The organism is Labrys sp. F242 (assembly GCF_057813875.1).
In genome coordinates, this window is record NZ_JBVASG010000001.1 from 1,755,821 (window position 1) to 1,768,454 (window position 12,634).

At 63.1% G+C, this 12,634-nt stretch carries 13 protein-coding genes; 7 read left to right on the plus strand and 6 right to left on the minus strand.

What is annotated here, in order from left to right; all coding sequences use genetic code 11:
* Positions 1–7: 7 nt before the first annotated feature.
* Positions 8–607, plus strand: a complete 600-nt coding sequence (locus ACZYTC_RS08170) for a YdeI/OmpD-associated family protein (RefSeq protein WP_488989278.1) — start codon at positions 8–10, stop codon at positions 605–607.
* A gap of 30 nt (positions 608–637) precedes the next feature.
* On the opposite strand, the gene ACZYTC_RS08175 is transcribed toward ACZYTC_RS08170, so the two are convergent.
* The 3 genes from ACZYTC_RS08175 to ACZYTC_RS08185 form a co-directional block, all read right to left on the minus strand.
* Positions 638–1,429, minus strand: coding sequence for an APH(3') family aminoglycoside O-phosphotransferase (locus tag ACZYTC_RS08175; RefSeq protein WP_488989279.1), 792 nt, complete (start codon positions 1,427–1,429; stop codon positions 638–640).
* A gap of 88 nt (positions 1,430–1,517) precedes the next feature.
* Positions 1,518–2,708: an amidohydrolase gene (locus ACZYTC_RS08180; RefSeq protein WP_488989280.1), complete on the minus strand. Its 1,191-nt coding sequence runs from the start codon at positions 2,706–2,708 to the stop codon at positions 1,518–1,520.
* Positions 2,708–3,748: a questin oxidase family protein gene (locus ACZYTC_RS08185; protein ID WP_488989281.1), complete on the minus strand. Its 1,041-nt coding sequence runs from the start codon at positions 3,746–3,748 to the stop codon at positions 2,708–2,710. The genes ACZYTC_RS08180 and ACZYTC_RS08185 overlap by 1 nt, the downstream gene beginning before the upstream one ends.
* 289 nt (positions 3,749–4,037) lie before the next feature.
* Here ACZYTC_RS08185 and ACZYTC_RS08190 point away from each other — a divergent pair, with 289 nt between their 5' ends.
* The 6 genes from ACZYTC_RS08190 (at position 4,038) to ACZYTC_RS08215 (ending at position 9,699) form a co-directional block, all read left to right on the plus strand.
* The gene (locus ACZYTC_RS08190; protein WP_434956562.1) at positions 4,038–5,312 is read left to right on the plus strand and encodes an ABC transporter substrate-binding protein; all 1,275 of its coding nucleotides are present in this window, start codon (positions 4,038–4,040) and stop codon (positions 5,310–5,312) included.
* A gap of 192 nt (positions 5,313–5,504) precedes the next feature.
* The gene (locus ACZYTC_RS08195; RefSeq protein ID WP_488989987.1) at positions 5,505–6,359 is read left to right on the plus strand and encodes a carbohydrate ABC transporter permease; all 855 of its coding nucleotides are present in this window, start codon (positions 5,505–5,507) and stop codon (positions 6,357–6,359) included.
* The gene (locus ACZYTC_RS08200; protein WP_434956560.1) at positions 6,352–7,176 is read left to right on the plus strand and encodes a carbohydrate ABC transporter permease; all 825 of its coding nucleotides are present in this window, start codon (positions 6,352–6,354) and stop codon (positions 7,174–7,176) included. Before ACZYTC_RS08195 ends, ACZYTC_RS08200 begins: the two co-directional genes overlap by 8 nt.
* A 14-nt stretch (positions 7,177–7,190) precedes the next feature.
* A complete protein-coding gene (locus tag ACZYTC_RS08205) occupies positions 7,191–8,360 on the plus strand; it encodes an ABC transporter ATP-binding protein (protein WP_488989282.1) in 1,170 nt (389 codons plus the stop codon).
* Between the two features lie 134 nt (positions 8,361–8,494).
* The gene (locus ACZYTC_RS08210) at positions 8,495–9,205 is read left to right on the plus strand and encodes a riboflavin synthase subunit alpha (protein WP_488989283.1); all 711 of its coding nucleotides are present in this window, start codon (positions 8,495–8,497) and stop codon (positions 9,203–9,205) included.
* Positions 9,206–9,222: 17 nt separating this feature from the next.
* Positions 9,223–9,699: a DUF4279 domain-containing protein gene (locus ACZYTC_RS08215; protein ID WP_488989284.1), complete on the plus strand. Its 477-nt coding sequence runs from the start codon at positions 9,223–9,225 to the stop codon at positions 9,697–9,699.
* A gap of 17 nt (positions 9,700–9,716) precedes the next feature.
* On the opposite strand, the gene ACZYTC_RS08220 is transcribed toward ACZYTC_RS08215, so the two are convergent.
* From ACZYTC_RS08220 to bioD, 3 genes are read right to left on the minus strand one after another with little or no spacing between them, the layout of a single operon-like run.
* Positions 9,717–10,709, minus strand: coding sequence for a beta-ketoacyl-ACP synthase III (locus tag ACZYTC_RS08220; protein WP_488989285.1), 993 nt, complete (start codon positions 10,707–10,709; stop codon positions 9,717–9,719).
* A complete protein-coding gene (locus ACZYTC_RS08225) occupies positions 10,706–11,983 on the minus strand; it encodes an adenosylmethionine--8-amino-7-oxononanoate transaminase (RefSeq protein WP_488989286.1) in 1,278 nt (425 codons plus the stop codon). The genes ACZYTC_RS08220 and ACZYTC_RS08225 overlap by 4 nt, the downstream gene beginning before the upstream one ends.
* The gene (gene bioD / locus ACZYTC_RS08230; protein ID WP_441771808.1) at positions 11,977–12,633 is read right to left on the minus strand and encodes a dethiobiotin synthase; all 657 of its coding nucleotides are present in this window, start codon (positions 12,631–12,633) and stop codon (positions 11,977–11,979) included. Before bioD ends, ACZYTC_RS08225 begins: the two co-directional genes overlap by 7 nt.
* Position 12,634 lies beyond the last annotated feature (1 nt).

Consider the following 12,634-nt stretch of genomic DNA (forward strand, 5'->3'; position numbering starts at 1 on the left):
AACCCTGATGCCGCCCGTCACCGTCGATCCCGCCAAGGTCCGTGAATTCGTCGATGACGCGAGCTTCTATGCCTGGCTCCGCGACCACCACGACAGCCAAAGCGAAGTTTGGATCAAGATCCACAAGGTGGGCTCGGGTCTCGCCTCGATCACCCCCAAGCAGGCGATCGACGTCGTGCTCTGCTGGGGTTGGATCGACGCGGTGCGCAAGGGGCTCGATGAGCGCAGTTTCCTGCAGCGCTACACGCCGCGCGGGCGCAAGAGCATCTGGAGCCGGATCAATGTCGACAATGTCGCCCGGCTGATCGCCGAAGGCCGCATGACCGAACACGGGCTGAAACAGGTCGAGGCCGCCAAGGCGGATGGCCGCTGGGACCGGGCCTATGAGAGCGGCAAGGATCTCAAGATCCCCGACGACCTCCAGGCTGCGATCGAGGCCGAGCCGGAAGCGCTGAAGATGCTGGGTGCGCTCAGCGCACAGAACCGTTTCGCACTGGCCTTTCGCATGCACAATGTGAAGACCGAGGCAGGGCGGAGGAAGAAGATCGAGGCCTTCGTCGCCATGCTCAAGCGCGGCGAGACGATCTATCCGCAATCGAGGAAATGAGGCGACAGCCTCCTCGTGCACTGCGCCGGCTCAGAAGAACTCGTCGAGCAGCAGATAGAAGGCCATGCGGTCCGGATCCGGCGTGATGCCGTAGCGGGCGAAGAAGCGCTCGACCAGAACCTCGCCAAAACGATCGCGAATGCTGCGCGTCGCCAGTGCTAGGTCCTGGTGGCGGTCGGCAAGGCCGGCCCGGGCGCAGTCGATGAAACCGGAGAAGGCACCTCGGTGCGCCAGCAGGTTTTCCAGCGTCGCATCGCCATGCGTGACGACGAGCTCTTCCAGCCGGGGGCGTTGGAACTGCAATTCTGCGAAGACGTCGGCCGCGGTCTGACCGGTGCGCTCCTCGTCGAAGTCTTCCTCGTCGACGAGACCGGCCCTGACCCGCGCCTCGGCGAGGGCGATGCGGCTGTTGGCGCAGTGGTCGAACGGACAATCGGCAATATCGAGGGCGTGCAGGTGCCGCAGGGCATCGGCGGCGATATCGACCACCTGCTCCGGGGTGAGACCGGTTTGAGATGACAGGACGGCGCCGGGAATGGCGCTCATCAGCAGCCAGTACCGCCCACCATGCCGGGCCTCCGCCAGGGGCTTTGGGCAGAGTATGCCGCATGCGCTCAGCCATTCCAGACGCGCCCCTTCGTCAGGTAGTTCGCCGAGGGATGAAAGCTCCTCTGTCTTGACGAACAGATCCGGCCTGCCCGGAGCTTCGAGGCGAAAGACGCTGGCGTCGGAGGCTCCAATCGCCTGGGCCTTCCAGCCATAGCCCGCTAGATCGCGGCGCCAGGCGATTGGCATATCCGGTGCTGATTTCATCGACGACATCGTCCAGTCCCTATGTGGGGCCCGGCAGGCCGACTCTCGTCACTCTGGCCCGATTCCCTGGACGGAAAGATGGCGACTGGATGAGTGCTCAGGCGGGCAGAACCTCGGAAACGACCCCGTTTTCGGCAACGACCACGCCACCCCGCAGCACCAGCTTGCGGCGCGGGCGATTGATCACGGCTTCCTCGACGCTCGGCGTGTCGATGACGACGAGATCGGCCGGGGCGCCCAGTGCCAGGCCATAGCCCGCGATGCCGAGCGCCTTGGCCGGTTCGATGGTGGCGAGGTCGAGGGCCAGGCGCAAATCGTCATTGGCATAGAATTCCTGCCTGGCAGCGACGATGGCGGCACGATCGAGCATGTCGCCATTGCCGAAGGGGGACCAGCAATCACGAATATTGTCGGAAGCGGCGAAAAGGGTGACGCCGTGGCTGCGCAGTGCTTTCACCGGCGGCACCGGCACGGCGGCCGGGCTCGAGGTCATGATCGCCACGCCGGCGCGCGCCAGGGCGTCTGCCGTTCTGGCGAAGCTCTCGGGAGACTGGTCGCCAAGGGAAAAGGCATGGCTCACCACCACTCGCCCCTGCAGGCCGAGAGCTTCGGTACGCCTGGCGATGTCGCGCAACTCGGCGCCGCCGGTTTCGCCACCGTCATGCAGATGGATATCGACAGCCTTGCCATGCTTTTCAGCGAGAGCGAAGACGATGTCGAGCTGGCCCGGGACGTCATGGTCGAAGCCCTCGGGATCGAGCCCACCGATCAGGTCCGCACCGGCGGCGAGGGCTGCATCGAGCAGGTCGGGGGCGCCGGGCTCGCTCACGACGCCGCTCTGGGGAAAGGCGACGATCTCGATGTCGACCCAAGGTCTCCAGCGTTCCCGCACGGCGAGCAACGCCTCCAGATTGGCGAGCTTCACGTCATTGTCGATGTCGACATGGCTGCGCACCCTCGTGGTGCCGTTGGCGACGAGGCGGCGCAGGAGATTGGTGGCGCGGGCTTCGACGGGCAGAGGCACGGCATGACGGGCGACACGCTCGGCGGCGATGCGCTCACGCACGCTTTCCCCCGGCACATGCGGGACTAACGGCGCCCCCATATGGGTCTTGTCGAGATGGATATGGCCGTCGATGAAGGCCGGAAGCAGCAAGGCACCGGCGAGATCGCGCCGATCCGGATCGGTAGCCGGGAGGCCAGGCGCCGTGATCGAGGCTATCCGGCCGTCGACGATTTGTACATCTGCCCGGCGTCTGTCGGGCAGGGTGGCATTGGCAAGCAGCATCAGATGAGTCCGAGACGTTTGGCGGCAACGTAGTTGTAGAGCGGATCGCGATAAAGCTTGAACTCCTCGGAGGCCGAGAAGCTGAGGCTGAGATCGTGCTCGTCGTCATGCTTGACGGCCTCGGCGAAGATCTCCGGCCAGTCCGGCACCTTCTGCCGACGCCATTCTTCCACTTGTTCGGCAGCCGGAATGTCGGGAAAGCCGATCTTGGGAATAAGCGAGGCGATGGCCTGCCAGAAGCGGCGCATCGGCACGGCCGGATCGGGCGAGCGGGGCGCCATCATGCGCAACCAATGGGTGCCGGTTAGGGCGTGCAGGAGAGAAAAGTCGCCGGTCGCAGCGAAGAGCGCGAGCGACAGGCGGGCGAAGCGGTCCATGGTGTCGGGACCGATGGCCAGCATGTCGTGTACGTGGGCGAATTCGGGCTTGGCGGCGACCGCTCGCATAGTGTGCCAGAGCAGGTCGCATTCGGTGACGATATGGCGGAAGGAGGCAGGCCCATACATATAGGCCAGCACGTCGAGCGGATCGCCGGTTGTACCGGCTTCGCCCCGGCCTGTGCCGAGGTCGAGATAGGTAGCTGCCCAGTAGGCCAGCGCGATGGCGGTCTCCTCGTCATTGTCTGTCCAGGTCGCATAGGCCATGCGCATGAAGGCATGCATGGCACTGGCGGCAAAGCCGTCGAACAGGAGCGGCAGATAGAGCCGGGCCGCCGGCGTAGCGCCGAGCCGCCTGACTTCCACCTGGAAGAAGGTGCGATAATCGCCCTCCCTTTCGCGATCGCCGAGAGCGTCTCGCCAGTTTTCCCGGCTGATCGTCTCCTTGGCAACGGGCACCGGCACGAGGCCGTTCTGCACGCGATAGATCTCGCAGAACTCTTCCAGCCGCCGGTCATTGGCGCCCATCCGCTGCATCGCCACCAGGATCATAGGCAGGTGGTTGGCGAGCATATACGGAAACTCGGCGCTCCATTGCTGCGACCAGCCGATGCAGCGCACGAGCGTATCGCTTGTCCCGGCTGCTCTGTGTGGTGCCGACATCGAATCCTCCCCAATCCGAACATGCTTGCTTTGCCGACGAGGCCGGCTGTGCGTTCCCTGATGCTTGCGGGGGAATCTACCTTGTCCTTGCCGACCAGAAAAGCACCATGCGCAACAAACCAAACAAAATTATGAAAGATTTTGTCCGAAGTTGCGAGAAATGGTGATTGTCCTTTTGCTAGGTTGCAAAAAAATGTTTGAGTGTGGTCGAATTTCTCACATTCTGATTGCGCGCAGAAAATGCAATGATAGCCTCCCGGTTGCGAGGGTGTAACGGAGGGGACCCACGATGAACATGACGGCAAAATGCCGCTCTCTTTTGCTGGCGGGATTTCTAGTGTTTGCGGGCGCGGCGCAGGCCCAGGAGCGCTTCGACGGCGTCACGCTCAGCCTGGCATCGCAGAACGACCAGTTTGCGGTGATACTGGCTGCAATGGCGCCGGATTTCGAGAAGGCGACCGGCGCCAAGGTCAATGTCGAGATCCTGAGCTATCCAGAACTCTTGACCAAGATCACGGCCGATTACGTTGGCCACACCAAGGGCTACGACATCGCCACCACCGACATCGTCTGGTCGGGGCAGTTCGCAGAAGCCGGCTACACCGTCGACCTGACCGAATGGATCAAGCGCGATGCCGCCGAGATCAAGGTCGACGACATCTATCCCAGCCTGATGAAGGGGCTCGGCGGCTACAAGGGCAAGCAGGTTGCCTTTCCTTTCGCCGGCTATGCCAATGTGCTGGCCTATCGCAAAGACCTCTACGAGGCTGCCGGCCTGAAGCCGCCGGCGACGATGGAAGACTACATCGCCGACGCGATCAAACTGACCGATCCGGCCAAGAAGACCTTCGGTTTCGTGGCCAATGGCCAGAAAGGACCGGCGGTGGCGCAGGACTGGATGCAGTACAACTTCCAGCTCGGCGGTTCGATCCTTGGCCCCGACGGCAAGCCGGCGCTCAATTCGGCGGCGAATATCCAGAGCGTCGTCGACTACAAGAAGCTGTTCGACAAGGCGGCTCCTCCCGGCGCGGCCGACTATGACTGGGGAGCGCGCGAGGAGAGCTTCCGCCAGGGCATGGCCGCCAATATGCAGACATGGTCGATCGGCGCCGCCGGCTATGACAACCCGGAAATCTCCAAGGTTGTCGGCAAGGTCGGCATCATGCTGACGCCGGCCCGCGCAGGCAAGGAGCCGGAATACGGCATCGGAGGCTGGGGGCTCGGCATCAATGCCGATATCGACAAGCGCAAGCAGGAGGCGGCCTGGGCCTTCATCAAGTGGATCACCAGTCCGGCGGTGCACAAGGAGTTCAATCTGCGCGGTGCCGGCAGCTATCTGCGCAAGAGCGAGATGACGGACAAGGACCTTCTGGCGAAGTTCCCGTTCCTGCCCGTATTGGCTACCTCCTTCGAGCATGGCAATGTCGATTTCCGGCCGCGTATTCCGCAATATCCGGAATTGCAGGATCTGATCGGCTCCGCGGTCAATGGCGTGCTGGTCGGCAATGCCGATCCCAAGGCGGCCTTGGACGATGCCCAGGCCCAGGCTGAAAAGCTGTTCTGAGCCTGCAGGTCGCCAAAGCAAGGTTGCGCTGTCCCCCATGGCTGCGCGACCATGCCGGTGCCTGTCTTCTCGCCGACGATTCCGGAGAGCTTGAACTTGGAAAGTCCCTCATCGAGCCTCGCCGGAAGCACTCGCTCGGCTAAAGCGGGGCCTCGCCGCCTGTCCTATGCGCGCAAGCGCCAGCTTTTCCTGATGCTGCTGGCGGCTCCCGCCATACTTTATGTTCTAGCCATCGCGGTCTGGCCGATGGCGCAGGGAATTCTGTACTCCTTCGAGGAGTATAGCCTGGTCCGCCCGGCGGGCCGCCATTTCGTCGGCTTGGATAATTACGTCGCCCTATGGAGCGACAAGACCGCACGCCAGGCACTGATCAATACCTTCATCTTTACCATTGGCGCTGTCACCCTCGAGTTTGTCTTCGGCCTTGGCATCGCCTTGCTGCTCTGGCGCGACGATCTGTTCAACCGCATCGCGCTTGGCCTGCTGCTGATCCCGGCAACTGTCACGCCACTGGTCGTTGGCCTTATCTTCAAGGCCATGCTCAACGCCGACTATGGCGTGCTCGGCTATTTCCTGGCCGAGGCCGGTATTTCGGGCCCACGGGGCCTGCTTGCCGATCCGACTTTTGCTTTGCCGACCCTGATCGCCGTCGACGTCTGGGAATGGACGCCGCTGATGGCGCTGATCCTGCTGGCGGGGCTCAAATCCCTGCCGACGGATATCCTTGAGGCGGCGCGGGTCGACGGCGCCACCAGCGCGCAGCGTTTCATCCTGATCATCCTGCCGCTCCTGCTGCCGGCAGCCTTCCTGGCGCTCGTCCTCAGGATGATGGATGCCTTCCGTGTCTTCGACATCATCTATGTCAGCACCAGCGGCGGGCCGGGCGATGCCACCACCACGCTGATGATCCACGGCGTCAAGCAGGGGCTGGAATTCTTCAATATCGGCAGGGCTTCGGCCGTGAGCAATCTGATCACCGTGTGTATCGGTGTGATGGCGGCCCTGTTCATCTTCGTGGTCAGGCCGGCGAGGAACCGCAATGCTTAGGACCGCCGCCGACAGGGGATTGTGGGCACGGCGCGCTGCCCTGATCGTCATCCTCGCCATCGCGCTCTTTCCGATCCTGTGGCTGTTCTCCACGGCCTACAAGCCTGCGAGGGACATCTTCACCACGCCGCCGCAGCTCTTCTTTGAACCGACCTTTGCGAATTTCGAGAATGTATTCCGGCTTTTCGACCTGTGGTCCCTGGTGAAATCGAGCCTGATTATCTCGATCGGCTCGACCTTGTTGTCGCTGCTGCTCGGCGTTCCCGCCGGCTACGCCCTGGCCCGCTCCAAGAATCCGAAGGCCGTGTGGCTCGCCTATTTCTTCCTGGCCATTCGCACCGTGCCGCCGGTGGCAACCTTGATCCCCTTCTATCTGATGATGCGCGACATCGGCCTGCTCGGCACCTGGTGGGCGGTGATCCTGCTCAACACGGCCCTGAACAGCGCCTTCGTGGTGTGGATGATGTTCTCTTATTTCCGCGCCTCACCAGTGTCGATCGAGGAGGCTGCCCTGACCGACGGCAGCAATGACTGGAACACCTTCCTGTTCACGGCCCTGCCGTCCGTGGTGCCCGGCATCATCGCCAGCGCCATCTTCTGCATCATGTTCTCCTGGAACGACTTTCTCTATTCGATGTTCCTGACGCGGGCCGACAGCAAGCCCATCTCGGTGGCGCTGCTCTCGGCCTATGGCACCAAGGACATTTCCTGGGGCACGCTCGGCGCACTGGCCCATTTTTCCACCCTTCCCATCGTCTTGATGATGATCCTGCTCAATCGCTATTTCGTGCAGGGCCTGACCAAGTCGGCCCATTAGTCGAAGGTTCCGCTATGGCCGCAATCAGCTTTTCCCAGGTCAGCAAGGCCTATGCCGATGGGCAACTGGCTGTGAACAAACTGGATCTCGACATCGCGGATGGCGAGTTCCTGGTGCTGGTCGGCCCGTCGGGCTGCGGCAAGTCCACGGCCCTGCGCATGATCGCGGGGTTGGAGACCATCACCGGCGGCACGCTCTCGATCGGCGCGGAGGTGGCCAACGACCTGTCGCCGCGCGAGCGCAATGTGGCGATGATCTTCCAGAGCTACGCGCTTTACCCGCATCTTTCCGTCGCCGACAATGTCGGCTTCGCCCTCAAGGTGCGCGGCGAAAAACGCGAGGCGATCGAGGAGAAGGTGAAGGCCGCCGCCGCGATGCTGGAGTTGGACAAGCTGCTTACCCGTCGTCCCGGGCAGTTGTCGGGCGGCCAGCGCCAGCGCGTCGCCATGGGACGGGCGATCGTGCGCGAGCCGGCCGCCTTCCTGATGGACGAACCGCTGTCCAATCTCGATGCCCGCCTGCGCGGCCAGATGCGCGCCGAGATCGCCCGCCTGCAGCGGGCGAGCGGGGTGACCACGGTTTATGTGACGCATGACCAGGTCGAGGCGATGACCATGGGTGACCGGGTAGCCGTGATGAATGGCGGCGTGCTGCAGCAATTGGCGCCGCCCCGCGAGCTCTACGACCGGCCGGTCAATCTGTTCGTCGCGACCTTCATCGGGGCGCCGCCGATCAATCTGCTGCCCGGCCGCCTGCGCCGGAGCGGGCAGGGGCTGGAAGTCGTCTTGCCAGGCCTCGTCCTGCCCTTGCCGGCCGCTTTCGTGCAGGAAAGGCCCGGGCTTGCCGCTGCAGGCGATCACGAGGTGGTGGTCGGCATCCGGCCCGAGAACCTGTTCCTGGCCGATGGCGATGCCGAGGCACTTCCCGCCCGTATCGCCTTTCAGGAGGATCTGGGCGCGAGCCTGCTTCTCCATGTCGACCTTGTCGACCCCGCGACGAAGGCCGAACAGAAACGGGCTGGGCTGGACGAATTGGACGAAAGCGCGCCGGCTGCAGTCTCCACCCGCATGCGCATCAGCGCCCCTGTCAGTGCGAGGCGGAAGGCCGGCGACACTGTCAAGGTGGGGCTGCAGGCCGACAGCCTGCATTTCTTCGATCCGGCAAGCCAACTGGCGATACGCTGAAGGCATCTGAAGCCATCTTCGCAAGGTGCTCGCGCTTGGCGGCTTTCCCAACCATGCCTATTTATGATTAAAGGCACCATCGCGAGGCGCCGGTGCATTACTAGGCCTTTGGCTTCATTGACAGGACTTCTCCTTTGTTCACAGGCATCATTCAGGGCGTCGCCGATATCGACGCCGTCAAGGACCATGACGGCTTGCGCACCTTCACGCTGCGCTTTCCCGAAGGATTCAGCGAAGATCTCGCCATCGGCGCCAGCGTCTCGGTGGACGGCGTCTGCCTGACGGTGACCGAACTCGTCTCAGCGCGGACGGCGACCTTCGACATCATGCTGCAGAGCCTGAAGATCACCACTTTGGCCGACTATGTCGCCGGCGATCGCGTGAATGTCGAGCGGGCCGCCAAGGATGGCGCCGAAATCGGCGGCCATCCGATTTCGGGCCATGTAGATTTCTCCACCGCGATCGATTCCGTCGGGACCTCGGAAGGCAACAAGGTCATCCGCATTGCCATCCCGCCGGATTTCGCGCGCTACGTCTTCGCCAAGGGCTATATCGCCATCAACGGCGCCAGCCTGACGGTGTCGGAGGTCGACAAGAAGGAGGGCTGGTTCGAGGTCTGGCTCATCCCCGAAACCCGCCGCATGACTGTGTTCGAGGATAAGCGCGCCGGCGATCGGCTCAATATCGAGATCGAGCGCGATACCCAGGTGGTTGTCGATACCGTGCGCGATGCGGTCCGGGAAAGCCTTGGGCGGCTGCAGCCCGTGCTGGAAGCCCTGCTGGCGGAAAAGGGACTCAATCTCGAGGATTTCGTGCAGGTTCCGCGCCGGATCGGCAAGAACTGACGCTGAGGGGATGTGCGATGTCGAACGTTGTTCCGTTCGGTCGGAAAGAACAGGACGGCGGGGATTCCGAGGCAAGCTCATATAGGCGGTTCGAGGTCCAACTGTTCATCAAACATCCAAGCATCGATCCAGCTGAAATCACGACTGCGGTCGGACTTGAGCCAAAAAATCAGCATCGGGGCGGAGATGCTCGCAGGACTTCGAAAGGTGCGCCTCTGCCGGGCGTCTACCCGGATACGAGCTGGCGCTATTGCGAGCGACATCATGTCGAAAAGCAATGGTTCGCCAGTTGTATCGATAAACTTGTGGATCGCCTCCTGCCACACAAAGATTTTCTGCTTGGCCTCAGGAAAAGTGGCGGCAAGACTTGGATCATCGTTGAATTTCTTGGCGATGGCTACTTCGGTGACGAAATTCCGCTTCGGACATTGGCGAAATTGGTCGAGCTTGGGTTGGATTTTGGAATCGAAGTCTTTGATGTTCCGCAAAACTGAAGTTCTCGGAAGCGCTATCACCCAATCCGAAGCACCACGGCGCCCCCGGTCATGCCGGCACCGGCCGCGGCAAGCAGCAGTTTCTCACCCGACCTGAACGGCTGGACCTGGTTGGCGAGCGACAGCGACAGCGCAATCGTGGCCGCCGAGGAATTGCCGTAGTCCTCGATGCTGCGCACGGTCTTGGCTGTGTCCAGCCCGAGTTCGGCCGAGACCGCATCGAAGATCCGCGCATTGGCCTGATGGGGCACAAAGCGATCGATGTCCACCGCCGTCATCTCTGCCCGAGCCATGGCCTTTTCGGCGCAATGGCTCATCATGCGCACGGCCTGCGAGAACACCGCCTTGCCGTCGCGCATGGTCATCAGGAAGTCCTGGGCGGCGATCTCGGGGGCGAAGGGGCGATTGCTGCCGCCGGCCGGAATGGAAATCAGGTCGTATTGGCTACCGTCCGAGGCAAGGTCGACGCCGATGAGGCCGGTCTCCTCGTCGGGCGAGGGGCCGAGCAGGAGGGCGCCGGCGGCGTCTGCGAACACCACGGCACTGGCACGCTCCTGAGGGTTGATGCGGCGGCTCAGGATATTGGCAGCAACCACCAGCACGGCCTTCTCCTGGGTGCGTACGAAGCCATCGGCAAGCGTGAGGGCATAGAGGAAGCCCGAACAGGCGCCGGCAAGATCGACGGCCCCGGCTTTGGCCAGTCCGAGGCGATGTGCCAGCAAAGGTGCCGAGGGCGGCAGCAAATGGTCGGGGGTCGAGGTCGCCAGCAGGACCAACCCCACTTCGTTGGCCGTAATACAGGCATCGGCCAGGGCTGCGGCGGCGGCCTCGGCAGCAAGTCCGCTCAGCGTGTCCGCGGGGCCCGCCCAATGGCGATGGTGGATGCCGGTCCGCCGCTCGATCCAGCCCGCCTCGAGCCCGAGTCTTGCCTCAATCTCGGCATTGCCGACCCGGCGTTCCGGCACGCTGTGGCCGAAGCCGAGTACGCGGCTCGAACGGCAACGGGTCACGAACTGATGCCGGCGACCAGGTCCACCGCCTCGTCTATGGCTGCATAGGCACGGTCGAGATCATCCGGCGTGACGCAATAGGGCGTCATCAGATAGATCACATTGCCGAGTGGACGGATGAGCAGGCCGCGGGCCTTGAAGAAGGCGCGCAGCCGTGGCCCCGCATCGGAAAGATAGCCGCCCGAAGGCACGGCGATCTCCATGACCGCGATGGTACCGCATTGCCGGATATCGGAGAAACGCGGATCGCGCCGGAAATGGTCGAGGCGACGGCTGTGTTCGGTAGCCATGCTTGCGATGCGCTCCGTGACCGGTTCGGCGCGCCAGATGTCGAGATTGGCGCAGGCCGCCGCGCAGGCGATGGGATTGGCGGTATAGGAACTGGAATGAAAGAAGGTTCGGCTGCGGTCATCAGACAGATGCGTCTCGAAGATCTCCGCCGTGCACAAGGTTGCTGCGAGCGGCACGGCGCCGCCGGTGAGCCCCTTGGACAGGCACATTATGTCGGGCGTGATGTCGGCTTGCTGGCAGGCGAAGAGGGAGCCGGTGCGCCCCCAGCCGGTCATTACCTCGTCGGCGATCAAGAGGACGCCATGGGTTTCGGCGATCCGCTTCAGTTCGCTGAGAACCCAGGGGGCATAGATGCGCATGCCGCCGGCACCCAGCACCAGAGGCTCGATCAGCAAGGCGGCAATATCGCCGTGCCGACAGAGACGTTCGAACGCATCGAGCGTGCGCTGTTCCTGCCCGGCGGCAGGAAAGGGCAGGCTGTCGACCGAGAACAGCAGGGGGCCATACGCCGCATTGAAGACGCCGCGTTCCCCGGCCGACATCGTGCCGATGGTGTCGCCGTGATAGCTGTGCTCCATCACCACGATGCGCGAGCGCGGCGTGCCGCGATTGTGGAAGAAGCCGAGCGCCATCTTCAGGGCGACTTCGACCGCGGTCGAGCCGCTGTCGGAGTAGAAGACATGGGCGAGACCTGATGGCGCGAGCTCGATAAGTCCCCTGGCGAGCGTCTCGGCTGGTTCATGCGTGTAGTCGGCGAAGATGATCTGGTCGAAGCGTTCGCTAGCGTCCCGGATTGCCTGCATGATGGCAGGATGCCGGTGGCCGTGGGTGATCACCCACCAGGAGGAGATCGCATCGAGCACGGCCTGTCCGTCCTCCTCATAGAGGAAGGCGCCTTCGGTGCGGGCGATCCGGCGGGTCACCGGGTCCAACTGATGTTGTGTGAAGGGATGCCAGACCGGCGAGGGCAGGGATTTCAGCATGAGGCAAGCCTCTTCTTGATAATGGACAGGTCGATCCAGTTTCGGAAGCCAGTGTGTAAGTTATCGGCGGTCAGCGGATCGAATTTCGGCAGCCAGCCGAGGTCGTTGATATCGCCGATTTCGGTAATGATGGATCGGGTGTCCGCCTGCTCGTCGCCGATGAAGACGACGCCGAGGATGGGAATGGCCCGCCGGCGCATGGCTTCGAGCGACAGCAGCGTGTGATTGATGGTGCCCAATCCGGTACGCGCACAGAGGATGGTCGGATAGCGCCAGCGGGCAAACACATCGGCGAACAGGGTCCGGCGTGTCAGCGGGACCAGGAGTCCGCCGGCACCCTCGATGACGAGAGGCCCGGAGAACGGTGGGGGATCGAGTGTATCAGGATCGAGTTCCGCCCCGTCGATGGCTGCAGAAAGATGCGGCGAGGCCGGCGTGGTGAGGCGGTAGGCCTCGGGCAGGATGCGGTCCGAGGGAAGGCCGCCCAGCCGCTCCACAGTCTGGCTGTCGGTCTCTTCGTCCAGGCCCGATTGCACCGGCTTCCAATAGCTGGCCTCGAGGGCATATGCGAGGGCGGCCGAGAACACCGTTTTGCCGATGCCAGTATCCGTGCCGGTGACGACGACGCGTGGATGAGCTTCACCGATCATG